The sequence below is a fragment of the Pigmentiphaga sp. GD03639 genome (assembly GCF_029845405.1).
Taxonomy (GTDB): Bacteria; Pseudomonadota; Gammaproteobacteria; order Burkholderiales; family Burkholderiaceae_B; genus Pigmentiphaga; species Pigmentiphaga daeguensis.
The window spans coordinates 43,792-66,560 of sequence record NZ_JAOCLR010000023.1; the positions used below are offsets into that span (position 1 = coordinate 43,792).

The 22,769-nt window shown below is 68.2% G+C and carries 29 protein-coding genes; 21 read left to right on the forward strand and 8 right to left on the reverse strand.

Going from position 1 to position 22,769, the window contains the following annotated elements:
* The 6 genes from N5K27_RS20935 to N5K27_RS20960 are packed head-to-tail and all read left to right on the forward strand — an operon-like array spanning position 1 to position 3,417.
* On the forward strand, positions 1–393 hold the full coding sequence (locus tag N5K27_RS20935; RefSeq protein ID WP_095377310.1) for a nuclear transport factor 2 family protein: 393 nt from the start codon (positions 1–3) through the stop codon (positions 391–393).
* Complete coding sequence (locus tag N5K27_RS20940) at positions 390–791, forward strand: cupin domain-containing protein (protein WP_095377311.1); 402 nt, start codon at positions 390–392, stop codon at positions 789–791. The genes N5K27_RS20935 and N5K27_RS20940 overlap by 4 nt, the downstream gene beginning before the upstream one ends.
* Positions 788–1,087, forward strand: coding sequence for a DUF1330 domain-containing protein (locus N5K27_RS20945; protein ID WP_121411118.1), 300 nt, complete (start codon positions 788–790; stop codon positions 1,085–1,087). Before N5K27_RS20940 ends, N5K27_RS20945 begins: the two co-directional genes overlap by 4 nt.
* Positions 1,080–2,042: an alpha/beta fold hydrolase gene (locus N5K27_RS20950; RefSeq protein ID WP_121411119.1), complete on the forward strand. Its 963-nt coding sequence runs from the start codon at positions 1,080–1,082 to the stop codon at positions 2,040–2,042. The genes N5K27_RS20945 and N5K27_RS20950 overlap by 8 nt, the downstream gene beginning before the upstream one ends.
* Complete coding sequence (locus N5K27_RS20955; RefSeq protein WP_279818526.1) at positions 2,039–3,283, forward strand: MFS transporter; 1,245 nt, start codon at positions 2,039–2,041, stop codon at positions 3,281–3,283. The genes N5K27_RS20950 and N5K27_RS20955 overlap by 4 nt, the downstream gene beginning before the upstream one ends.
* The gene (locus tag N5K27_RS20960; protein WP_021447003.1) at positions 3,280–3,417 is read left to right on the forward strand and encodes a hypothetical protein; all 138 of its coding nucleotides are present in this window, start codon (positions 3,280–3,282) and stop codon (positions 3,415–3,417) included. Before N5K27_RS20955 ends, N5K27_RS20960 begins: the two co-directional genes overlap by 4 nt.
* Positions 3,418–3,479: 62 nt before the next feature.
* Here N5K27_RS20960 and N5K27_RS20965 read toward each other — a convergent pair whose 3' ends face one another.
* Genes N5K27_RS20965 through N5K27_RS20985 form a run of 5 tightly spaced genes read right to left on the reverse strand, consistent with a single transcriptional unit; the run spans position 3,480 to position 7,433 of the window.
* On the reverse strand, positions 3,480–4,049 hold the full coding sequence (locus N5K27_RS20965) for a peroxiredoxin (protein ID WP_273628315.1): 570 nt from the start codon (positions 4,047–4,049) through the stop codon (positions 3,480–3,482).
* Between the two features lie 4 nt (positions 4,050–4,053).
* Positions 4,054–4,557: a GNAT family N-acetyltransferase gene (locus tag N5K27_RS20970; RefSeq protein ID WP_205577709.1), complete on the reverse strand. Its 504-nt coding sequence runs from the start codon at positions 4,555–4,557 to the stop codon at positions 4,054–4,056.
* A gap of 5 nt (positions 4,558–4,562) precedes the next feature.
* Positions 4,563–5,477 (reverse strand): LysR substrate-binding domain-containing protein, encoded by a 915-nt coding sequence (locus N5K27_RS20975; protein ID WP_121411121.1) that lies wholly within the window; start codon positions 5,475–5,477, stop codon positions 4,563–4,565.
* A 30-nt stretch (positions 5,478–5,507) separates the two neighbouring features.
* Entirely contained in the window at positions 5,508–6,401 is an 894-nt protein-coding gene (locus tag N5K27_RS20980; RefSeq protein ID WP_279818535.1) for a DMT family transporter, read from the reverse strand.
* A gap of 15 nt (positions 6,402–6,416) precedes the next feature.
* On the reverse strand, positions 6,417–7,433 hold the full coding sequence (locus tag N5K27_RS20985) for a LysR substrate-binding domain-containing protein (protein WP_279818537.1): 1,017 nt from the start codon (positions 7,431–7,433) through the stop codon (positions 6,417–6,419).
* Positions 7,434–7,614: 181 nt separating this feature from the next.
* Here N5K27_RS20985 and ilvE point away from each other — a divergent pair, with 181 nt between their 5' ends.
* Positions 7,615–8,592 (forward strand): branched-chain-amino-acid transaminase, encoded by a 978-nt coding sequence (gene ilvE / locus N5K27_RS20990; RefSeq protein WP_273628324.1) that lies wholly within the window; start codon positions 7,615–7,617, stop codon positions 8,590–8,592.
* A gap of 65 nt (positions 8,593–8,657) precedes the next feature.
* Here ilvE and ptsJ read toward each other — a convergent pair whose 3' ends face one another.
* Complete coding sequence (ptsJ, locus tag N5K27_RS20995; protein WP_273628326.1) at positions 8,658–9,959, reverse strand: transcriptional regulator PtsJ; 1,302 nt, start codon at positions 9,957–9,959, stop codon at positions 8,658–8,660.
* A gap of 70 nt (positions 9,960–10,029) precedes the next feature.
* On the opposite strand from ptsJ, the gene N5K27_RS21000 reads away from it, so the two are divergent.
* The 5 genes from N5K27_RS21000 to N5K27_RS21020 are packed head-to-tail and all read left to right on the forward strand — an operon-like array spanning position 10,030 to position 13,604.
* Positions 10,030–10,833, forward strand: a complete 804-nt coding sequence (locus N5K27_RS21000; RefSeq protein ID WP_273628329.1) for a YggS family pyridoxal phosphate-dependent enzyme — start codon at positions 10,030–10,032, stop codon at positions 10,831–10,833.
* Complete coding sequence (locus N5K27_RS21005; protein ID WP_273628330.1) at positions 10,830–11,543, forward strand: glutamine amidotransferase; 714 nt, start codon at positions 10,830–10,832, stop codon at positions 11,541–11,543. The genes N5K27_RS21000 and N5K27_RS21005 overlap by 4 nt, the downstream gene beginning before the upstream one ends.
* Positions 11,544–12,386 (forward strand): PfkB family carbohydrate kinase, encoded by an 843-nt coding sequence (locus N5K27_RS21010; protein WP_279818542.1) that lies wholly within the window; start codon positions 11,544–11,546, stop codon positions 12,384–12,386. It begins immediately after the preceding gene.
* On the forward strand, positions 12,383–12,658 hold the full coding sequence (locus tag N5K27_RS21015; protein ID WP_279818544.1) for a cytoplasmic protein: 276 nt from the start codon (positions 12,383–12,385) through the stop codon (positions 12,656–12,658). The genes N5K27_RS21010 and N5K27_RS21015 overlap by 4 nt, the downstream gene beginning before the upstream one ends.
* A 37-nt stretch (positions 12,659–12,695) precedes the next feature.
* The gene (locus N5K27_RS21020) at positions 12,696–13,604 is read left to right on the forward strand and encodes a LysR substrate-binding domain-containing protein (RefSeq protein WP_279818546.1); all 909 of its coding nucleotides are present in this window, start codon (positions 12,696–12,698) and stop codon (positions 13,602–13,604) included.
* Positions 13,605–13,707: 103 nt separating this feature from the next.
* Here the strand turns inward: N5K27_RS21020 and N5K27_RS21025 are convergent, their stop codons facing one another.
* Entirely contained in the window at positions 13,708–14,595 is an 888-nt protein-coding gene (locus tag N5K27_RS21025; protein ID WP_279818548.1) for a PhzF family phenazine biosynthesis protein, read from the reverse strand.
* A gap of 61 nt (positions 14,596–14,656) precedes the next feature.
* A complete protein-coding gene (locus N5K27_RS21030) occupies positions 14,657–15,394 on the reverse strand; it encodes a LysE family translocator (protein ID WP_279818550.1) in 738 nt (245 codons plus the stop codon).
* Positions 15,395–15,501: 107 nt separating this feature from the next.
* Between N5K27_RS21030 and N5K27_RS21035 the strand changes: the two genes are divergently transcribed.
* From N5K27_RS21035 to N5K27_RS21075, 9 genes are all read left to right on the forward strand, one after another.
* On the forward strand, positions 15,502–16,113 hold the full coding sequence (locus N5K27_RS21035; RefSeq protein WP_279818551.1) for an alpha/beta hydrolase: 612 nt from the start codon (positions 15,502–15,504) through the stop codon (positions 16,111–16,113).
* A gap of 2 nt (positions 16,114–16,115) precedes the next feature.
* A complete protein-coding gene (locus tag N5K27_RS21040; protein ID WP_347945303.1) occupies positions 16,116–16,322 on the forward strand; it encodes a DUF1737 domain-containing protein in 207 nt (68 codons plus the stop codon).
* 13 nt (positions 16,323–16,335) lie between these two features.
* Entirely contained in the window at positions 16,336–16,971 is a 636-nt protein-coding gene (locus N5K27_RS21045; RefSeq protein ID WP_279818554.1) for a LysE family translocator, read from the forward strand.
* Between the two features lie 12 nt (positions 16,972–16,983).
* Positions 16,984–17,742 (forward strand): sulfite exporter TauE/SafE family protein, encoded by a 759-nt coding sequence (locus N5K27_RS21050; RefSeq protein ID WP_279818556.1) that lies wholly within the window; start codon positions 16,984–16,986, stop codon positions 17,740–17,742.
* A gap of 214 nt (positions 17,743–17,956) precedes the next feature.
* Positions 17,957–19,333 carry a CoA transferase gene (locus N5K27_RS21055; RefSeq protein WP_279818558.1) on the forward strand — a complete coding sequence of 459 codons (1,377 nt, stop codon included), beginning with the start codon at positions 17,957–17,959 and terminating at the stop codon, positions 19,331–19,333.
* Positions 19,334–19,377: 44 nt separating this feature from the next.
* Entirely contained in the window at positions 19,378–20,589 is a 1,212-nt protein-coding gene (locus N5K27_RS21060; protein ID WP_279818560.1) for an MFS transporter, read from the forward strand.
* Positions 20,586–21,179, forward strand: a complete 594-nt coding sequence (locus N5K27_RS21065; protein ID WP_279818561.1) for an AAA family ATPase — start codon at positions 20,586–20,588, stop codon at positions 21,177–21,179. The genes N5K27_RS21060 and N5K27_RS21065 overlap by 4 nt, the downstream gene beginning before the upstream one ends.
* A 204-nt stretch (positions 21,180–21,383) precedes the next feature.
* Positions 21,384–21,821: a TIGR03757 family integrating conjugative element protein gene (locus N5K27_RS21070; RefSeq protein ID WP_279818563.1), complete on the forward strand. Its 438-nt coding sequence runs from the start codon at positions 21,384–21,386 to the stop codon at positions 21,819–21,821.
* Positions 21,818–22,768 (forward strand): TIGR03756 family integrating conjugative element protein, encoded by a 951-nt coding sequence (locus tag N5K27_RS21075; protein WP_279818564.1) that lies wholly within the window; start codon positions 21,818–21,820, stop codon positions 22,766–22,768. Before N5K27_RS21070 ends, N5K27_RS21075 begins: the two co-directional genes overlap by 4 nt.
* Position 22,769: the final 1 nt, after the last annotated feature.

A 22,769-nucleotide genomic window follows, 5' to 3' on the forward strand; every position in this document is an offset into this window, starting at 1 on the left:
ATGACGACACTCTCCCATGATCAACTCCGGGCTCATGCGCTGGCCTGGATCGACGACTGGAACCGGCGCGACGTGTCGGCGGTGCTGGCGGCCTATGCCGACGACGCACTGTTCGTGAGCGCGCTGGCGCAGCCCTATACCGGTGGCACGCGGGTACAGGGCAAGGACGCGCTGCGCCGCTACTGGCTGGCCGCGCTCGCCGACAGGCCGGACCTGCGGTTCGAACTCATCTCGGCCATCTGCGATGTCGAGGCGCAGACCGTCGTCGTCCATTACGTGGCGCAGGCCGGCGGCAAGCGCACGCACATGTGCGAGATCATGCGCTTCGAGAGCGGGCGGCAGGTCCATGGCGAGGCCCTGCACGGCGTCCCTGCCGAGGAGGGAACGCCATGACGGCACTGCTGCGCGCCGTCCGGACCGACGACGGCAACCGCTATGACTGGGGCGGGGTCTGCCTGGGCTGGCGACTGCTGGAACTGCAACACATGCAGGTGCGCCAGGAATGGATGCCCGCCGGCGGCGCCGAGGCACCCCACTGGCACGCCAGGGCGCACCAGTTCTTCTACGTGCTCGGTGGTCACCTGCGCCTGAGCACGCCCGACCAGGACGTGCTGCTGGAAGCCGGTCAAGGCGTGCATGTCCCGGCCGGCACTCGCCACATCGCCGCCAATGGTGGCGACGAGGACGTGCAGTTCCTGGTGTTCTCCAGCCCCAGCACGCAAGGCGACCGCGTCGAATCGACCTCGGCCGCCGAACCGGATCGCCATCGCGACGAGGAGTCTTTGTCATGACCGTTTTCGCCATCGCCCAACTCACCATCCACGACCGGACCGCCTACGACCGCTACCAGGCCCGCTTCATGGAGGTGTTTCGCCACTACCGGGGACGTCTGCTGGCCGCGGACGAGCAGCCGCGCACCATCGAAGGCACCTGGCCGCACCAGAAGCTCGTGCTCATGTCCTTTCCCGACGAAGCCGCCTTCCATGACTGGGCGGAATCGGACGAGTACCAACGCATTGCCCAGGATCGCAAGGCCGGCGCACAGGCCGTGGTGCTGCTGGTCCAGGGTCTCGCTGTGAATGGCTGAGCCCATCGACATTCGCGCCGCCGACGGCTATGCCCTGGGTGGATTCGCCTGGCGCCGTCCCTGCGATCCACGACGCCCACATCCGGTCGCGGTCATCAACGCGGCCACCTCGGTGCGCTGCCGGTACTACGCGCGCTTTGCCGACTGGCTCCACAGCCACGGATGGGACGTGGTGACCTACGACTACCGCGGCATCGGCGAATCGCGACACCGTGGGCTGCGTCGGCTGCAGGCCGACTGGATCGACTGGGGGCAGCACGATTTCGAGGGTGTGCTGCAGTACCTCGCCTGGCGATTCCCCGGCCAGCCGATCGACGTGGTCGGCCACTCCGCCGGGGGCTTCGTGATCGGGCTGGCCGCGTCCGCACACCGCGTGCGGCGCATCTTCACCATGGGGGCGCAGTACGCCTACTGGCGCGACTATGCGCCCGCCGCGCGCCGCGCCATGTTCCTGCGCTGGCACGTGGCCATGCCGCTGCTGGCGCGGGTGCTTGGCTACGTGCCGGCCAAGCGCCTGGGATGGATGGAGGACACGCCCAAGGGCGTGGCGCTGGACTGGGCACGCATGGGTCCCCGCTTCGAGGGCACGGTGCGCCGAGGCCGGGAGACACTGGAAGGCGAGCCCGAAGCCGAAATGCTGGCACGGCGCTTCGGCCAGGTGCGCGCACCGATCCTGGCGCTGGGCATCGAGGACGATCCATTCGGCACGGTACCGGCGCTGGACCGCCTGCTGGATTACTACACCGGCAGCGAGCGTCATCACCTGCGCTTGGCTCCCGCGGCCATCGAGCAGGCCGAAATCGGCCATTTCGCCTTCTTCCACGAGCGCTTCCGCGAGGCGCTGTGGCCCCTGGCGCTGGACTGGTTGCGCACCGGCGAGCCACCAACCCGCCCCCTCGGCGTACTGAGGCATCGACCTGCGGACGATCCGCAAGCAGCGGGAGCCACGACATGAGCACGAACCTCGCCCCCTCGACAGCATCGGCAAACGAGCGCCGATCGCTCTGGATTCCGATCCTGGCCGGCGGACTGATCATGGGTCTGGCCCTCGGTGTGCGGCACGTGCAAGGCTTGTTTCTGCTGCCGGTGACGATGGATCGCGGTTGGTCGCGCGAAATGTTCGGCTTCGCGATGGCGGTGCAGAACCTGACCTGGGGTCTCGCTCACCCCTTCACCGGGATGATTGCCGACCGCTACGGTTCGGCCAAGGTCATCGCGGGCGGGCTCGTGTTCTATGCGCTGGGGCTTTTCTTCATGGTTCAGGCGCACAGCCACGTGGCCTTTGTTCTGGGCGCTGGCGTGTGCGTCGGCATCGCGCTGTCGGGCACGGCATTCGGTGCGATCTACGGCGCGCTCAGCCGCCTCGTGCCGGCTGAGCGCCGCAGTTGGGCACTGGGGCTGGCCGGTGCCATCGGTGGCCTCGGGCAGTTCGCCATGGTCCCGGTTGCGCAGGCCTTGATCGGTGGTTGGGCCTGGACGGGTGCGCTGCTGATTCTGTCAGTGGTCATGGCGTTGCTGCTTCCGCTGGCCTTCCCGATGCGCGACGCAAGCATCTCGAACGCGGTGGTCGGCACGGAGCTGTCGATGAAGGCGGCGATCGGTGAAGCTTTCCGCCACCGCGGCTTCTGGCTGCTGAACCTGGGCTTCCTGGCCTGTGGCTTCCAACTCGCCTTCATCGCCACGCACCTCCCAGCCTACCTGCTGGACCGGGGCATGGCCGCCACCGATGCCGTCGCCGCGCTGGCGATCATTGCGCTTACCAATGTGGCCGGCACCTACTTGCTGGGGCTTTGGGGTGGCACGCTGCGCAGGAAGTACCTACTTGCAGGCCTCTACCTGGCGCGCACGGTGGCCATGGCCCTGTTCGTTCTGCTGCCGCTCAGCACATGGGGCGTTTACCTGTTCGCTGCAGTGATGGGGTTCCTCTGGCTCGGGACGGTTCCGCTGACCAATGGCCTCGTGTCTCAGATCTTCGGCGTGCGCTACATCACCACATTGTTTGGTTTCGTCTTCTTCGGCCACCAGTTGGGATCATTCTTCGGTGTCTGGCTTGGTGGCCGCATGTTCGAGGCCACTGGGTCGTACCTGAGCATCTGGCTGCTGGCGATTGCGCTGGGCCTGCTGGCGACGGTTCTGCACTGGCCGATCGACGACAGAACCATCGTACGCGCCGATCCACGGTTGGCGACTTCATGAGGCAAGGCCGCGAATGGTTGAAACGTTGGGCGCCGCTGGCTGTGCTGCTGGCTGCGGGTGTGCTGGTGTTTCGCGCCTGGCTGTCGATGGAGCTGCTGCGGGTGTGGTTGGAGCAATGGTCCTTCTGCGGGTGAGCGGAACCTGACGGGAACTTCGCACGACCATGAGCGCTGATCGTGTCGCTGACTGGCCTAGGTCAAGTGGCTGGCTGTTGCCTCAACCACTCGACGACATCGTTGGCATTCCGGTCAGGCGGGAACACCGGATAGAACACATGCTCGATCACGCCATCGCGCGCAATCAGGGTCAGTCGCTTGAGCAGTGCCAGGCCTTGCACCTCGAAGACCGGCAGACCGAGCGCGGTTGCAAATGAAAGGCGATGGTCAGACAGCAAGGGAAAAGGCAGGTGCAGGCGCGCCACCGCCTCGCATTGGTACGCGGTGTCCTGCGTGGACACGCCGAACAACTGGGCGACGCCCAAGGACTTCAGTTCGGCGAAATGATCCCTGAAGGCGCAGGATTGCGGGGTGCAGCCCCGTGCCCCTGGGATCTCGTCCCAGCCTGGAGGCAGTGCGGCATCCGGGCGGCCCGTCATCGGGAAGAGATACAGCACCGTGCGTCCGTGCAGGCGTGAAGTATCGACACCGCCGCCATCCGTCGATGCCAGTTCAAGCGTGGGCAGGCGCATGCCCTTCAGGTGGCGAGCCCCTCCATCGTCCTCCGGCTGCGGAAGACGCGACCAATCGACCTGCTGCAGGTTGTTCATGGCTTCACCACCGCTCGTTACCGGCCAGCCAAAGCACGTAGCTCTTCCAGCCGGCGGGCTCGGCGAAGCGCGTGTAGGCCCGGATGGCATCGGGGTTGTCCTTGGGGACCAGCCAGCGCAGATGAATCCAGGTGCGTGATCGCCCGGTATCGGCGATGGCCGTGATGAGCCGCTGCGCGAGTCGTTTCCCACGCGCGGCGGGCAGGACGTACAGGTCGTCGAGCTGGCCCGAACGCCCTCCGGAGATCGCCTCGGGCAGATCGAAGAACACCGCGAAGGCGACGAGTTCGTCGCCGAGAAAGCCACCCAGCACTTCCGCGATCGGATCGGCGATCAAGGCATTAGCACGGGCCAGTGCATTCGCCCCGGCTCCTTGCCCGTGGCGCATTTCGTCGCCATAGGCGGCCAGCAGGGAGGCAAGCGCAACGGCGTCCTCGGCAACGAGCCGTCGAAGCGTCACACCGTCATCCGACAGGGCGTGCTGATCGCGCTGGTGTGCGGCTTTCATGTGTGTCATGTCGTCAAAGCCTTCGGATCGTCGGCGTCATCCACCGGTGGGCAGTGTTCGCGTAGCCAGGTGCGCAAGGCGCCGAGGCGCCGGTCCTCGCCCAGGGCGGGTGGATACACGAGGTGGAAATCCCCACCGGCCGGGACCTCATGGTCGAACAAGGGTTCCAGCAAGCCTGCCCGCACCGAGCGCTCGGCGAGTTGCGCCACCACCAGACACAGCCCCGTTCCTTCGCTGGCCGCCTGCAGCGCGAGGCCGCAGGAATCGACCTGGGTGATCAGGGCGGGGTGTTGCGGACCGGCCGGCAGCGTCTGCAGCCATTGCTCCCAGTGCAGGCCATAGCGGGAAACGAACAGGTGCGCCTGCGCCAGTTGCGCCAATCGTCCCTCGGGAGTGGCGGCCAGCGAGCCGGCCCTGGCATAGACACCCAGGGTGCCGGCAAACAACGTCTCCGAAACCAGCCCGGGCCACGGCGGCTCGCCGAACCACAGGCCCACGTCGGCGGTGCCCGCCGCGAGATCGGCATGGCCTTGGACGGTGGTGATGTCGAGCGCGGATTCGGCGGTCCCGAACGGATAGGCGGCCAGCCGCGGCGCCAGCCAGTTGATGGCGATCGCCGGCAGCGTGTGCAGCCGCAGCGGGCCGTCCAGCCGTTCGTCCCGCAGCGTCTGAACCGAGGCGGCGATGTGGGAGAAGCCCGCATTCAGCGTCGGGGCCAGGCGGCGGCCGGCGTCGGTCAGCTCCACGGCGCCACCGACACGGCGCAGCAACTCGACGCCCAGCAGGTCTTCCAGCGTGCGCAACTGGTGGCTGACCGCCGAGGGCGTGACCGCCAGTTCCAGGGCGGCGTCCTTGATCGACAGATGGCGTGCGGCGGCTTCGAAAGCGCGCAGGGCATTCAGTGGTACGGGGATGCGCATGGGCCCCTCATCTTCCGCAAGGCGTCGGCGTCATCGTTCTGTCCCGCCGCATCCGGCGACGGCGGCGGACTGCCCCGCCGGGGCCGGGTCCCGCTGTGGGCGCCGCAGGTACCAGGCCAGCGCGGCAATGATCAGCGCGCCCCCGGCCAAGGCACCACTCCCGGGCGCCTCGCCGAAGGCCAGCCACACCCAGAGCGGCCCCAGCACCACGTCCAGCAGGCTGATCAGTCCCGCTTCTCCCGCCGGAATGCGCCGGCCTCCTTCGAGGAACAGCAGGAAGGCCAGGGCCATGGCGACGATACCCAGCAGTGCCAGGCTCGACAGCGCCTTCGGGTCCGGAACCTGCCGCGACATGAAGGGCAGCGCCGCCACGGCGCAGAGCAGGCACCCCAGCGTGTTGACCTTCACGATGTCCAGCCCAGGATGGCTTTTGACGATGATCAGGAGTCCACCGAACGCAGACGTCATCAGCAAGGCAAGCACGCTGCCGAGGAAATGGCCACTGCCGGTCGGGCCCCCCACGACGATCGCCACACCTGCCAGGCAGCATGCGCCAGCGGCGAGAACGCGCGGGGAAAGTGGCTCGCCCAAGATCAACCGCGCCAGGCCGGCAGCGACCAGGGGCAGGCAGGCGTAGATCAGCAGGACGTTGGCTACCGTGGTCAGTGTCAGCGCGGCGATGTACGCCACCGTCGCCGTCGATACGAGGAGGGTGGCCCCCCATCCAACTGCACCGAACGTTCCGCCTCGTTCGCCGCGTCCGCGCAAGGCCAAGACCGCGGCCAGCGCCAGGCCCGCGAACAGGGAACGCCAGCCGACGATGGTCCATGCGTCCAGGTCCGTCAGCCGGACGAACAGCCCGGCCGAACTCCAGCAGACCGCCGAGAGCACAACCATGACGAAACCGATCCATCGACGAGACACCCCAGTTCCTCCCTGTCAGGACATTGAAGCCACCGGGCTCGTGCAGGCGGCAGCGGATCGAGGCTTCGCCGCCGGCGACGCGGTGCTTTGCGCGGGCCCGTCCTTGGCACTGCCCGTGTCGGCCGTCGTCCGTTCTTGCCCTCCGTGCCGGGCTTGCTCATCGACCTGCTCGCGCAGCCAACCGCGCAGGTTGTCCAGCCGTCGGTCCTCGGACAGCGCCTCGGGATAGACGAGCCAGAAGCCGACGCCCGCGCTCACGGGGTGGTCGAAGACCGAGGCCAGGCGTCCGAGCCGGACGGCACTCTCGGCCAGTTCGCAGACAGCGATCGACACGCCGGCCCCATCGGCGGCCGCCTGCATCGTCAGGCCGCCCGAGTCCACGCGGGTCACGACAGCCGGCTCGAACGGTCCACCGGGCAGGCTGTCCATCCAGCGCCGCCAGCTGAGGCAATGCCGTGACACGAACAGGTTGGCGCGCGCGACCTGCTTGAGGCGTTCCCGGCGCGAGCCGGTGGCAAAGCCCGGGCGCGCGTACAGGTCGATGGTGGCCTCGAACAACAGGTCAGCCCGCAGACCGGCCCACTGGCCGTCGCCATACCAGATGCCAGCATCGGCCACACCGGCGGCCAGATCCACGTCGTCCTGCGTGGTGGAGATGTCCAGCGAGAAGCCGCGCCGCTCGAACGGATACAGGCTCAGGCGGGGCGACAGCCAGTTGGTCGCGAAGGTCGGCAGCATGTTCACGCGCAGGGGCCCGTCGCGCCGCTCCTCGCGCAAGCTGCCCACGCCCTCGGCGATCAGGGCGAAACCCTCGTTGAGGCCGGGCGCCAGCCGGCGGCCGGCGCTGGTCAGTTCCAGCCGCGTGCCGATGCGGCGCAGCAGTTCGACGCCGAGCATGTCCTCCAGCGTGCGCAACTGGTGGCTGACCGCCGAGGGCGTGACCGCCAATTCCAGGGCCGCGTCCTTGATCGAGAGATGGCGTGCCGCGGCCTCGAAGGCGCGCAAGGCATTCAACGGGACAGGGATGCGCATGGGGGACTCACCCTCCTGGAAGTCATTGGTCGTTCATGGACCCATTAAACCGGAAATCGTCGTCTCCACGCTCGCCGGCGCGAGGACCAAAACTCAGCATCGTCTGAGATTTACTCACTCGTGCCGACGGCGAACCGGCCGCACACTGACGCCATCGACAACCTGTACAGCGGTGCGCACCATGCTCAATTCCCTTGACGATCGCGATGGCCTGATCTGGCTCGATGGCGAACTGCTGCCCTGGCGCGAGGCGCGCCTGCACGTGCTCACGCATGCGCTGCACATGGGCGGGGCCGTCTTCGAGGGCATGCGCGCCTATGGCGGCCATGTCTTCCTCAATGCGCCTCACCTGGAACGCTTCCAGCAGTCCGCCGCGCTGCTGGACTACCACCTGCCGTGGTCGCAAGGCGAGCTGACACAGGCCATCGAGGCGGTGCTGTGGGCCAACCAGCTCGACGACGCCTACATCCGCCCGGTGGCCTGGCGCGGCGCGGAGAGCGTTTCCATCGCTTCGCCGCGCGCCCGCATCCACGTGGCCATCGCGGCCTGGGACTGGCCCACGGCGGCGTCCCAGGGCCGCGCCGAGGAAGGCATCCGGCTGCAGCTGGCGAGTTGGCGGCGTCCCCGCCCCGACACGGCACCCACCGCGGCCAAGTGCTCGGGGCTGTACATGATCGGGACCCTTGCGCGCCATGCCGCCGCAGCGGCGGGCTGCGACGACGCACTGCTGCTCGACAGCGAAGGCCGGGTCGCCGAGACCACGGCAACCAACCTGTTGATGGTCCATGACGGGGTGCTGGCGACCCCATTGCCGACCTGCTTCCTCGACGGCATCACCAAGCGGCACGTGATGGGACTGGCGCGCCAGCGCGGGCTGCGGGTCGAGGAGCGGACCGTGACGCTGGACGAACTGCGCGCCGCCTCCGAGGTATTCACCGCCGGCACCTCGGTCGAACTGCAGCCGGTGGTGGCGCTGGTCGAGGACGCGGCGACCACCGAATGGCCCGTGGGGCCGGTGACGCGACAACTGATCCGGGACTTTCGCGCGTCCGTGACCGAGGCGAGCCAGGTCGGCCGGACGCTGCGGGAACGGGAGACCGGCTTGTCGGAACGGCGCCCGTGGCCCGCTCGCGTCGCCTCCGCCTTGCAGGCGCCGTAGCGCGCCATGGACCGGTACGCAGACGGACCCGCGAGAGGACAGGCAAGATGCCATGCAGACTGGCTTCATACACGCCCCAGACAGTCGCGCAGTTGCGCGGCAAAGCGCGCCGCGTCCCCGGGTTCGAGCGTCGAGACCGTGACTCGCAGCGCGGGGGCCGCGGGCGCGATCGCGAAGGCATCGCCGGTTCGCACGGCCCAGCCGCAGCGTGCGAGGCTTTGCGCGGTGCGGTGAACGTCACGGTCTTCCGGCAACGGAATCCACACATTGAACCCGTCGCAGGGCTGCCTGGCGGCGATGCCCACGGCGCCGAGTGCATCGATCAGGGCCTTGCGACGCATGGCGTAGGCGGTCTTGGCCGCATGCAGGCGCGCCGTGGCCGCGTCGGATCCGAGCAGGCCGCGCACGGCCGCCTGCAGCAGGTGGCTGACCCAGGTCGTGCCGGGAGCCAGTCGCATGCCGAGCCTTGCGGCGGTCCCCGCATCGGTAGCGATGAAGGCCAGCCGCAGGTCCGGGCCGAAGCCCTTGGACACGGAGCGCACCAGCGCCCGCCGCGTGGTGGCCGCGGGCGCGATGGAGAAGTACGGCGTCTCGGCCAGCAAGGCGAAGTGGTCGTCCTCGATCACCAGCACGTGCGGATGGCGGGCGAGCACGCGGCGCAGTTCGCGGGCGCGCTGCTCGCTCAGGCCGCAGCCGGTGGGGTTTTGCGCCCTTGGTGTGCACAGCACCGCCTGGGCGCCATTGGCCAGCGCCGCTTCCAGCGCCTGCGGGCGCATGCCGTGCGCATCCATGGCCACGGGCACCGCTGCCAGGCCCGTGCTGTGCAGGATGTTGAGGCTGCCGAGGAAGCACGGGTCCTCCACCGCCACCTTGTCGCCGGCGACGAGGTAGGCAGCCAACAGACGCTCGATCGCATCGACCGCACCATGCGCCAGCACCAGACCGTCACCCTCCCGGAGATCCGCTCCGAACCACTGCCGCGCCAGCCGTTCGAGTGCCGGGTCGAGTACAGGCTGGCCATACAGCGCGGGCCGGTAGCCGCTGGCTGCCAGCGCCTGCAATGGATCGGGCAGCCAGGCCGGGTCCGGATTGCCGCTGGCCAGATCCGCCAGCGCCGAGCCGGGCTGCAGGCCCTCCTGCTCACCGAGACGCGCCGCTGGCCGGATCACCGTTCCGTTGCGCCCCAGCGTCTCGGCAATGCCTGCGGCCACCAGCTTCCGGTACGCGGCGGCGACCGTGTTGCGGTTGACGCCCAGTTGATCGGCCATCTCGCGCACGGACGGCAGTGTCTGGCCCGCGGCAAGCCGGCCCGCATGTGCCTCGCGGCGAATGCGCTCAAAGATGCCCGATGCGGTCTTTTCTGCCATTCCCGTTTGTCCCGTGACAATGTATATTTTGTCCTATGACAATGTTAGCGGCACGGAGAACCCCTTGTCCATGAACGCGCAGACGCATCCCTGGCCCACCGCACACAGCGTCGAGGACTTTCGGCGCAATCTGGCGGCGGTGCATCGGCGCATCGCCGATGCCTGCTCCCGCGCGGGACGCGATCCGTCCGATGTGCGCCTGCTGCCGGTCAGCAAGACCGTGCCGGAGGAGCGCATCCGTTTGGCCTACGCCGCCGGCTGCCGCGACCTGGGTGAGAACAAGGTGCAGGAGGCGCAGCGCAAGGCCGAAGCGATGGTGGATCTCGCCGACCTGCGCTGGTCGGTCATCGGCCACCTGCAGACCAACAAGGCCAAGGTCGTGGCACGCTTCGCCAGCGAGTTCCAGGCCCTGGACAGCCTGCGTGTGGCGGAGGCGCTGGACCGTCGCCTGCAAGCCGAAGGGCGCGCACTGGATGTGTTCGTGCAGGTCAACACCTCGGGCGAGGCCAGCAAGTTCGGCTTGCCGCCTTCCGAAGTGGCCGGCTTCGTCCGGGCGCTGCCGGGCTTCTCCACCCTGCGCGTGCGAGGCCTGATGACGCTGGCACTGCTGTCGGCCGATCCTGTACGAGTCCGTCCCTGTTTCGTGCTGTTGCGCGAACTGCGTGATCGGCTGCGCCAGGAGGCGCCGGCGGGCATCGGCATGGACGAACTGTCGATGGGGATGTCCGGCGACTTCGAGCTGGCCATCGAGGAAGGCGCCACCGTCGTGCGCGTCGGCCAGGCCATCTTCGGCGCTCGCGCGACGCCGGACAGCGATTACTGGCCCGACGACGACCGGGCTGCGACATCGACCGCATCGGAGCAGACCGCATGAAGACAGCCCTGGCCCTGCGCCACATCCATTTCGAAGACCTCGGCACGCTCGAACCGCTGCTGCGCGAGCGTGGATTCGACGTGCGCTACCTCGACCCCGCGACGGACGAGCTGGCCCGTGAGGAGGCCGCGGCAAGCGATCTTCTCATTGCACTGGGTGGGCCGATCGGCGCCTTCGACGAGCGGGTCTATCCCTTTCTTGCCGACGAACTGCGTCTGCTCGAACGGCGCCTGGCCAGCGGCCGGCCGCTGCTCGGCATTTGTTTGGGCGCGCAATTGATCGCGCGCCTGCTCGGCGCCGCCGTCGCCCCCATGGGCTTCAAGGAGATCGGCTTCGGCGCGCTGACGCTGACGGATGCGGGCCGCCGCTCGGTGCTGGCACCGCTGGCCGGCGTGCCGGTGCTGCATTGGCACGGCGACCGCTTCGAGCTGCCTGAGGGCAGTGAACTGCTGGCGAGCACCGAAAGCTGCGCGCAGCAGGCCTACGCGGTCGGCGACCGCGTGCTGGGTCTGCAGTTCCACCTGGAAGCCGATGCCAGCCGAATCGAACGCTGGCTGGTCGGCCATTGCTGCGAGCTGGGCCAGGCCGGTATCGATCCGCGCACGCTGCGCGCGGATGCCGAGCGGCATGGGGCAACGCTGAAGGCTGCGGCCCACCGCACGATCGGCGCGTGGCTGGACCGACAGCAGGACACGGGGGGTGCGTCCTGAATGACAGTGACCCAACCTGTGCCCATCGATGTCATCAGCATCCAGTCCCAGGTGATCTACGGGCGGGTCGGCAACAACGCGGCGATTCCCGCGTTGGAAGCCTGCGGGCTGCTTACGATCGCGGTGCCGACCGCGCTGCTCAGCAACACGCCGCACTATCCCTCGGTCCATGGCGGCGCGGTGCCCGACGCGTGGTTCGCTGGCTGGTTGGATGACCTGGAGGCGCGCGGCATCCCCGCGTGCGCTCGCGTTGTGCAGGTCGGCTTCCTCGGCGCGCCGTCGCAGGCACGGATCCTCGCATCCTGGTGGTCGACGATGCGCGAGCGCCACCCGCAACTGCGCCTGCACCTGGATCCGGTCATTGGCGACTACGACCAGGGCGTGTATGCGGCGGCCGGCATGGCCGAGGCCTGGCGCACGCTGCTGATTCCAAAAGCCCACGGCCTCGTCCCCAATCGGTTCGAGCTGGAACAGGTCACCGGCAGAACGCTGCAGGGTCTGGCGGATTGCCGCGAGGCTGCCCGTGCGCTGTTGCGCGGCCCCACCCAATGGGTGGTAGTGACCAGTGTCCAGGATGATCCCGAAAGCGCCGTCGTCCAGACGCTGCTGGAGACGCAAGAGGGGGTATCGCGCCTCTTCGAGCATCCCCACGTGCCCTGCGTGGTGAAAGGGGCCGGCGACTACTTCGCCGCGCGCCTGACCGGCCATTGCCTGCTTGGCATAGAGATGCCTCAGGCCGTCGAGCGCGCCTGCGGCGATACTGCCGAGCAACTGATCCGCACCCGGCGCCTGGGCTGGGAGGAGATGGCGATACACGCGATGGACGGGAGTGTCCGGCCATGAACGCCTACCGCCTCGTGATTTCCCGGCATGGCCGGCTACTGGGTCAGTTCGACAGCGAAACGCCCTGGGCGGGCGACGCGATCCGCGACCTGCTACAGCGACTTCCCGAATGCGATGGCTATCGCACCGAACTGTTCATCGCGCGCGAAGAGCGCCGATTGCTCGAAAGCGGTCCTGGCGGCCTGAAGGTCCTCGGCCGCGAGCCCTTGTTCCAACCCTTGCCGATCACGGCGCTGCTGTTCGGCACGGCGCCCGAGGAGCCGCTCGCGTGAATCAAGCTCCCGGCCTCACGTACGCGTAGGTGGCGCGATGGAGCTGCGACACCTGCGCTGTTTCGTGGCAGTGGCCGAGGAACTGCACTTCACGCGTGCGGCGGTGCGGCTCCATATCGAGCAGTCTCCGCTGTCGCGCACCATCCGGGAGTTGGAGTCCGACCTCGGCGCCACGCTGTTCGAGCGCAATCGGCGCGGCACCCAGCTCACCTGGGCGGGCCAGGTGCTGCTGGAGGATGCCCGCCGCGTGTTCGCGGTGCTGGAACAGGCACGAACCAATGTCCGGGCCGCCGCCACGGGCTATCGCGGCATGCTGCGCATCGCGCTGTCGGACGGTATCGCGCAGACACGCCTCGCGGCACTCCTGGCCCTGTGCCGGGAGGAGGAGCCCGATGTGGAGATCCGCCTGTTCGAGACGCCGCTCGCGTCACAAGTCCGCGGGTTGCGCGACGACACTTTCGATGCCGGATTCGCGCAGTCCGACGAAGCTGGAGAGGGCATCCTGTGCGAGGCGATCTGGTCCGATCCCATCCTGGTGGCCATTCCGACTCGCCATCCTTTGCTGGCCTTCAGGCAGGTCCCTCTGGATGAACTGCTGCGCTATCCCCTGATCAAGTGCCACCCGGAAGCTTGCGAGGGCGCGTACCGGCAGATCAAACGGCTGCTCCGCACGGCCGCCATCCAGCCCCGGATTGCCGAGCGGGTCGCGACACTGGAATTGATGTTGACGCTGGTGGCCGCGGGCTACGGACTGGGTCTCGCCACGGCGGCGCAGATTTCGGTCTGCCGCCATCCCGAGATCATCGCGCGGCCCCTGTCGGACCCGTCGGCATGCATGACCACCTACCTGTTGCGGCCGGACAGTGAGCCATCGGAACCGCTGCAGCACTTCATCGAACGCGCCATGCTCTCGCGCGACGAAAGTCCCACCGTCGACCCGATCTAGTCCTGGGCAACTGCGTTCGTCGCAGCGCAGGCCTTCGTCGGGGACGCCGCACAGGTGCCATGGCAAGCCATGGGCGATCGAGCGGCTGAACGTGCCGCCGCGTCTACAGATGCAGGGTGCCGCTGGCGACGGTCACGGCCTGGCCACCGACGCGCACCGTCAGTTCGTCGCCGTTTCGGGTCCATTCGACGTGGATCAAGCCATCGCGTCCCATCTCGATGCCTTGCTCCGCAAGGTAGCCACCCTTGAGAGCCGATGCGTGTCGGTGCCTTGCCAAGAATGCCGCGACACACCCGTTTCCAGACCCGCAAACGGGGTCCTCGGCCACGCCTTCGCCTGGCGCGAACGTGCGCAGGCGCAAGCGTACCGGCGCGTCGGCCTCGTGTTCGGCAAAGACGGTCACGCCGACGGCACCCGATGCGCGGCAGCGTTCGGCGATGCGAGGCAGGTCGGGACGCAGCGACGCCAGGGCGGCGACGCTGCGCAGTTCGGCGATCAGCCACGGGATGCCGGTGGAGACGACTTCCACCGGCATCGCGGCCAGCATGTTCGCATCGCAGCCCAGCAGGGTCGACATTTCCCCCGGATCGATGGCCGTGTCGCGGAACTGCGGGCTGGCCTGGGTCATCCAGTAGATCGGCGAGCCCTCGGTCGGAACGACTTCGACAGGCACGATGCCGATGCCGCAGGCCTGCCGCAGCAGACTTGCATCGGCCAGGTCGCCACGGTGCGCACGCACCGCGCTCGCAGTGGCGATGGTGGGGTGCCCCGCGAACGGCAACTCGCTGGAGGGCGTGAAGATGCGCACCCGATAGTCGGTGTCGGGCGATTCCGGGGCCAGCACGAAGACCGTCTCGGACAGGTTCATCTCGCGCGCGATCCGCTGCATGGTCCGCGCATCGAGGTCGTCGGCATCGAACACGACGGCAGCCGGGTTGCCCCTGAGCGGCTGGCTCGTGAACACATCGACTTGCAGGAAGGATTTGTTCATCGCTTCTCCAGGTTCGGTCGCACCGCCTGTGCTCGGTTGCGTGCGCGTGGCCGGGGACGAATCACGCGGCCAGGGCCTTGGCGCCGCTGGACGGTCTCCACAAAAGAATCCATGCGGCGAATCCGAGGAAACCGATCCCCGCCAGGCGCGTGCAGCGCTGGCGCCAGACGGAAGTGCCCAATGCTCCCCGCACCCGGCTTGCAATGGCGGCATAGCCGGTCAAGGTGGCGCCGCTGAGGATCACGAAGATCGCGGTCAGGCCCATGAACTGAGGGATGAGAGCCTGGTCGGCCCGGATGAACTGGGGGAAGAAGGCGGTGAAGAAGAGGATCGACTTCGGATTGGATGTCGCCACCAGGAATCCTTCCTTCGCCAGCGCGAAGGCCTGCACCGGCCCTGCGTCATCGGCACCGGGGTCCGGCGGCCGTGTGTGTCTGCCCTGCACAAGCAGGCGAAGACCGAGGTACGCCAGGTAGGCGGCGCCGGCCAGCCGCAGCGCGGTCATCGCGTGGGCGGATGCAAGCAGGAACAGGCCGACGCCCCACGCGGCCGCCGCGGAAACCACGAGCAACCCCAACATGTTGCCCAGCGTCGACCACAGGCTCGCGACCACGCCCTGGCGAGCGCCATTGCGCATCGCCAGCAGGATGGCCGGACCGGGCGTAAGGATGGACAGCCAGGCCGCCAGGACGTAGGAAATCAGGAGCGGGATATCAGACATGGCGAACTCGGGGGGCTTCTTCGTCGGTTGTGAAGGAAGTGCACTTCGACGATAGCCAAGGCCATTCGAGCCGACCATTGAGCTTTTCTCGACGCTTGCTGAGACCTTCTCACTCGGCAATTCGACGCATCGGTCTTAAGGTTTCCAGCCAGACAACCTCACCCCGGATATCCGCGCACGCCACCATGAGCCACCTTCAGACCGTTCGCCTCTTGATGCTTCCCGGTATCGGCAATTCCGGGCCGGAGCATTGGCAGACGCGCTGGGCGTCGCGCCAGGAGCATGGCCGGCGATTCCAGCCTGCCGACTGGGACAGGCCGGACCTGGCCGACTGGCTGCAGGCACTCGATGCGGCTATCGACGAGTGCGGTGCGCCCGTCGTCTTGGTCGCACACAGCCTTTCGTGCCTGCTCGTCGCGCACTGGGCATCGCGGCCGGGAATCGGAGAAGACATCCAGCATCGGATCGCGCAGGTCCGGGGCGCCTTCCTCGTTGCCGTCCCTGACCCCGGCGCACCGGCGTTTCCGGGCGAGGCGAGCGAGTTCGGCCCGCCACCGACCGGACCCCTGCCGTTTCCCGCACTGGTGGTCGCCAGCAGCGACGACCCCTATGGCTCGCCGGAGCACGCCCGGCGCATGGCCATGGGTTGGGCAGCGGGATGCTTGGAAGTCGGCGCCCTCGGGCATATCAATGCCGCCAGCGGCGTGGGCGACTGGAACACCGGCTGGCATCTGCTGCAGGCATTCGGAGTGGGGCTGCGCGTCCAGATACCGGCATCGAATCGACCGGGAGCATGAGCATGCTCGCGTACCGCTACCTGACCGGCATCGACGACGCGGCGTTCTGCCACCGCGTCACCGCGGCCCTGAACAGCGGCTGGGAGCTGTATGGCGAGCCGAGCCTGACCTACGACGCGGCGCGTGGCGCCGTGATCTGCGGCCAGGCCATCGTCAAGACCATCGAATCGACGACGTACAGCGAGTCACTGGACTTGTCTGTGCTCTGACGGAGATCCCCCAATGGATGCATCGACTGCGATCCTGGGCTTCACGCTGACGGCGCTGCTGCTCACCTTGACCCCCGGCCTGGACACGGCGCTGGTACTTCGCACGGCCGCTGTGGAAGGGGGGCGCAAGGCGATGAGGGCGGGCGGCGGCATCGTGACCGGCGTGCTGATCTGGGGGCTGATCGCGGCCCTCGGGCTCGGCGCGGTGCTCGCGGTCTCCCGACTCGCCTACACCCTGCTGCAGATCGCGGGCGCGGCCTATCTGCTCTGGCTCGGCTGGAAGCTGATCTCTGGCGCGCTCAAGAGCCGGCCGGCGCTGCCCGCAGACGATCCGCCGCTCGTGCGTGGCGAGCGCTGGTTCCTGCGCGGTCTGCTGACGAATCTGCTCAATCCCAAGGTCGGGGTGTTCTACGTGAGCCTCCTGCCACAGTTCGTTCCCGCGGACGTGCCGGTGGTCGGGTTCAGCGTGCTGTTGGCCGGCATCCACGCCGCGATGGGACTGCTCTGGTTCGCCGCACTGGTGCTGGCCACGCGGACCCTGGCACGCTGGCTGCGCCGGCCCACGGTGCTGCGCTCGCTCGATGCGCTCACCGGCCTGGCGCTGATGGGGTTCGGCCTGCGTCTGGCCCTGTCCAGGCCGACGAGCTGAGGCGCGAGCGGCATGGACATCGGAACCTTCTTGCTGCTGGCTGGGGCCGGCATGATCGGCGGCATCTGCAATGCAGTGGCCGGCGGCGGCACATTCTTCACCTTTCCCGCGCTGCTGGCTGCCGGCGTACCACCCGTGGTGGCCAACGCCACCAGCGCGGTGTCGATCTGGCCGGGGCATGCGAGCAGCCTGCTCGGCTATCGCAGCGAACTCGGGCGCCACCGCGCCGCGTTGCGGCGCAGCCTGCCCGTGGTCGGTGCCGGTTCGCTGGTGGGCGCCGCACTGTTGGTGTTCACCGGAGATGCACAGTTCAGCCGTCTGGTGCCGTGGCTGATCCTCGTCGCGACCGTGCTGTTCGCCCTGGGACCCTGGCTGCGCCAGGCCATCGAGCGGCATGCTCGCGGTCAGGTGCCGCACCTGGTGGCTGCGGGGGCGGAGTTCCTGACCGCACTCTATGGCGGCTACTTCGGCGCCGGCCTGGGCATCATGCTGATGGCGATCCTGACCTTGCTGGGTGTGCGCGATGTCCAGGAGGCCAACGCCGTCAAGAATGCGATGGCTACCGTCGTGACCAGTGCCGCGGTGATGCTCTTCGTCGCCACCGGGTCCATCGCCTGGGCGCAAGGCAGTGCGGTCCTGCTGGGCGCGATCTTTGGGGGCTATGCCGGCGCGCGGTTGGCGCGCTGGATTCCGCCGCTGGCGCTGCGTTGGACGATCGTGGCGACCGGCCTGGCGCTCGCGGCGTACTTCGGGCTGGAGGCGGGCGCGTGATGGATCGCTTGCAGCGGGCGCGCGACGCCCACGCCTGTGCGAATACGGCGCTCCCCGGCATCGCCAATGGCGCGCGATGCTGCTTTCCGCGGTCCGCTGCGTTTGCGGACAACGCGGCGCCGACCCTGCCTCCCGCCTGGATCTGCCAACCCGACTCGGCCGACGGGGTAGCGTGTCGATTCAGTTGGCGAACTTTCTGTGAGGAGTCCATTCGATGAATCCACTCGATGCACTGACTGCGCTCTGGTCGCTGGGCGGGCTGCCGCCGCAGGCGCTGGCCGGGATCGCGCTGACGGGCAGCGACCCGGTGTTCCCCTCGTCCTTCGCCGTCGGCACCGCCGCGCAGACCAGCATTGCCGCGGCTGCGCTCGCCGCCTGCGAACTGGGCCATGAGCGGGGTGTTCCGCGCCAGCGTGTCGCCGTGGACATGGCCCACGCCGCCGCCGAATGCACCGGCTGGTTCACGCTCGACGGCCAGGAGCCCGAGCTGTGGGACCCGTTCGCCGGCCTGTACCGCTGCGCCGATGGTCACGTGCGTGTCCACACCAACTTCCCGCACCACCGCGATGGCGCGCTGCGCCTGCTGGGCCTGGACCCCGCAACTGCCACACGCGCCGACGCAGAGCAGGCCCTGCTGGGTTGGAAGGCGCTGGACTTCGAGCAGGCCGCGGCCGACCACGCGCTGGTGGCCACGGCGTTGCGCAGCTTCGCCGAGTGGGATGCCACGCCCCAGGGTCAGGCGGTGGCCTCGCAACCCCTGATGACCATCACCCGAATCGCCGATGCGCCACCGCGCGCACTGCCACCCCTGGCGGCCGATGAGCGGCCGCTCGCCGGCCTGCGCGTGCTCGACCTCACGCGCATCCTGGCCGGCCCCGTTGGTGGGCGGGCGATGGCCTCGTTCGGCGCGGACGTGATGCTGGTCAACTCACCGAACCTGCCCAACATCGCCGCTATTGCCGAAACCAGCCGCGGCAAGCGCTCGGCGCACATCGACCTGCGCAGCGAGGCCGGGCGCGAAGCGCTGTGGCGGCTGGTGGAAGACGCCCACGTGTTCTCGCAGGGGTACCGGCCCGGCGGCCTGGCCGCGCTCGGCTTCTCGCCCGAGGCCCTGGCCGCGCGCCGGCCCGGCATCGTCGCCGTGTCGCTGACCGCCTACGGCACGCAAGGGCCCTGGGCCGACCGGCGCGGTTTCGATTCGCTGGTGCAGACGGCAATGGGCTTCAACCACGCCGAGGGCGAGGCGGCGGGCGACGGCAAGCCGCGCGCGCTGCCGATGCAGATCCTCGACCAGGCCAGCGGCTTCCTGATGGCTTTCGGCGCCGCCGCCGCGCTGTGGCGACAGTCGCGCGAAGGGGGAAGCTGGCACGTGCAGGTGTCGCTGGCGCAGACCGGGCACTGGCTGCGCGGGCTGGGGCGCATCGAAGAGGGCCTGCGGGCCGGCAGGCCGGACCTCAGCCCCTGGCTCGCCGACGAAGTCTCCGGCTTCGGCCTGCTGCGCGCCGTGCGCCCCAGCGCGCAAATGGCGCGAACACCGGCCGGCTATGCGCGATCGTCAGTGCCGCCGGGAACGGATCGCCCGAACTGGTGAGAGCTTGTCCGCAAGCCGAGAGTTGATACGGCCGGACCCCTTGAATGAGCAATATCCCAGGTCACCCCGGCGATGCATCGCGTGCCGCACCGATGCCTGCCACGTCAGCCTTGCCCTCCCATCTGCTGTGGACCATTGCCCTGGCGGCGGGCGCATCCGTGGCCAACAGCTACTACAACCAGCCGCTTCTCGGCGAACTGAGCCGGGAGTTCGCGCTCTCTGCGGGGACCGTGACCTGGCTGCCCGTGCTCACCCAGGCGGGCAATACCCTGGGCGTGCTGTTCCTGGCACCACTGGGTGACCGCCTGGAGCGCAAGTCACTCATCATGCGAACGCTGGCGGCGCTGGTGCTCTCCTTGGTGCTGGCAGCCGCGTCCTCCGGCTTCGTTCAATTGGCACTGGCGAGCCTCGCCGTGGGCTTGTGCGCCACCGTGGCGCAGCAACTGGTTCCCTTGGCCATCCACCTGGCGCCCTCCCACCGCAAGGGGCAGGTGCTCGGCGTGGTGACGGGCGGTATCCTGATCGGCATCCTGCTGGCCCGTGTGGTGAGCGGCTGGATGACCGAGCTTTGGGGCTGGCGGTCCGTCTTCGGTTTTTCTGCGGCACTGATGCTGGTACTGGGCTTTCGGCTGGCATGGACGCTGCCGGTGGTGCCGCCGTCCTCCAATCTCGGCTATGGACGATTGCTGCTGTCGATGTGGCATTTGGTGCGCAAGCACGCTTCCTTGCGCCAAGCTGTGGCCGTCCAGTTCCTGCTGTTTGCCAGCATGATCGGCTTCTGGGCAACGTTCGCGCTCTGGCTGGAGCGGCCGCCACTGCAGCTCGGCGCGGTATCCGCCGGCCTGTTCGCGCTGGTCGGCGTGTGCGGCGCGTTGGCTGCACCGGCGGCTGGCCGTTTTGCCGACCGGCGCGGACATGACGCAGTCGTCCGTGCTGGCGCGGTGGGAACCGCAACGGCATTTGCCGTGCTGTACCTGGGTGGCTCATCGATCCCTGCACTCGTCCTCGGCATCTTCTTGCTCGACGTGACCGTGCAGTCGGCCCAGGTGGCGAACCAGACCATGGTCTATGCGTTGGACGCGGGTGCGCGCAGCCGGCTGAACACCGTGTTCATGGGCGCGATGCTGCTTGGCGGGGCCTTCGGCGCTGCTGCAGGCGGGTGGGCCTTCACCGCGCATGGATGGGCCGGGGTCTGCGCCTTTGGCATGCTCAGCGCCACCATTGCGTGGGGCCTGTCTCTTCGGCTAAACCAATGATGACAAGTGAATTTACAAACCGTCTGCTGGTCGAAGCAAACCCTGACATGACGCCGATGCCACCTCAGGTGGTCATATCGGGGTGCTCCGGCGGCGGCAAGTCGACCCTGCTCGGGGAACTGCGGCGGCGTGGTCATGCGACCGTCGCCGAACCCGGGCGGAGGATCATCGCCGAGCAGATTCGACAGGGCGGCAACGCCTTGCCATGGACCGACATGGCGGCCTTTCTGCGGGAGGCGCTGCGCGTCGCCGCCATGGATCTCGAAGGCGCGGCACGGGACGCTGGTCCGGTCTTCTTCGACCGAGGGCTGATCGACGCCGCTGCAGCGCTTCAACGACTCTGCGGCGTACCGTTGGCGCAAAGCCTGGGCGAATCTCGCCCTTATGGGCGGCTCGTGTTCCTCGCACCGCCCTGGCCGGACATCTATTGCGCCGACGAGGCGCGGCGGCACGGCTTTCCCGAGGCGGAGGCGGAGTACGCCCACCTGGATGCAACCTACCGGGCACTCGGCTACGAAGTCAGGTTGCTTCCGCGCGCCAGTGTGGCCGAGCGGGCCGACTTCGTTCTCCAAGCGATTCATCGCTGCTGAAGGCGAGACGAACGTGCGGCGGCCGTCTTGGCTGTCGATCCGAAAACGTCCTTGTCGCAGGCGCACTCGCAGGCACCGTTTGGGGTGATCACGCGATGACAGGGATGGCGAAAACGGGATGAGGCGGTCTCCGGATTGTTTGTCGTGTCGAAGCCGGATTTCGGTTCGACTGTCACCGGATTGGCTTCCCTCCGGTGTTGTCTCATGGACTCTTGCGCTGTTCCTCATGCCACTCGCACCCGCCCAGCATGGCTTGCTGCGGGCATTGCCATCCTGACGTTGGCCACCCGCGCCGCCGCGGCGGAAGTATGGGTCGTTACCGACTCGCATCATCCGGTCCTTGGCCAGGCTGACCGACACCTTATCCTGGACGCGGCCGCGGTGCTCGAAGCGGAGCTGGCCGACAACCTGCCCACCGATCCTGAGCGCGCCAGCGCCATCGTCCAGCAACGGCTGAAGCTGGGCGGTGCAGACATGCAGCGAAGGATCGGCACCGCCTACCAGGGCATTGCCGATGCCTGGAGCCTTGGCGTCACCAAGGTTCCCGCCATCGTGGTGGATCGCCGATACGTGATCTATGGCGAGACGGACGTGGCCCGTGCGGTTTCCCGCATCGACCAATACCGGAGGACGCAGCCATGACGAGGCGTCCGTTCGCACCATCCCGACGCCAGCGGTTGGCCATCGCAACGCTGTTACTGGGGTGTTCCGCATCGTCCTTTGCACTGAACACCGCCACCATCGTGGCCTCCACCCTGTCGCCGGATTGCCTGGAGTACCGCGTCACCGGCATCTGCTACTGGCTCTATTGCACCTGGACGGGATGCACCGTGCGCACCTCGGTCAAGGTGCGCCACTACATTCCGGATGCCGTGGTATCGAGCTACTCGAACACCGGCGAGAACCCTTGGGTCGAGGTGCGGGCGATGAGCCTGCCGAACCCGACCGCGAAGGCCGGTGGCGACGGCACCACCAACGAGGATCACGAGAACAACCTGGCGAAGTTCAAGAACGCCGACGTCATCGGCCATCCCGGCGGCCATGTGTTCAGCCAGTTCGCCAGCGCCTCCGGCTACACCTGCGAGGGTGCCGGTACCGCCTTCATGCCCTATCTGCTGAGCACGCTCGACACGCTGGCATGGCGCTACAGCATCCCCGAGGCGCTGTATCCGGAAGCACTGATTCCCGGCCGGCGCGAGATCGGCACGCGCACGGGCCTGAATCTCTGGGGCAACGTCTATCCGCGTGGCGGCTTCCTGCACCAGGTGGATGACCACAAGGCCGCGGCCGTGGTCGCCCAGCGCGCGGGTGACATCGTGACGCGCCGCAACCAGATTCACGTGTACCAGCCCTTGCTCGCCAGTTCGCGCGATGGCTACTGGCCGGCCGGTGCCCTGATGGAAACCGATGCCGCCACGGGCAAGTGGCAGGAGCTGACCCCCACGCTGTCCAGCAGTTGCGCCGTATTCCCCCACGGCAATGCCAAGGTGCAGGCCCGGCAGGGCGACTACGCCTGGGCATTGTGGCGCCCCTATAGCTGCTGCCAGCGCCGCGGCCAGGTGTTCCTCGGCAGCGTCGATTTCCTGTGAG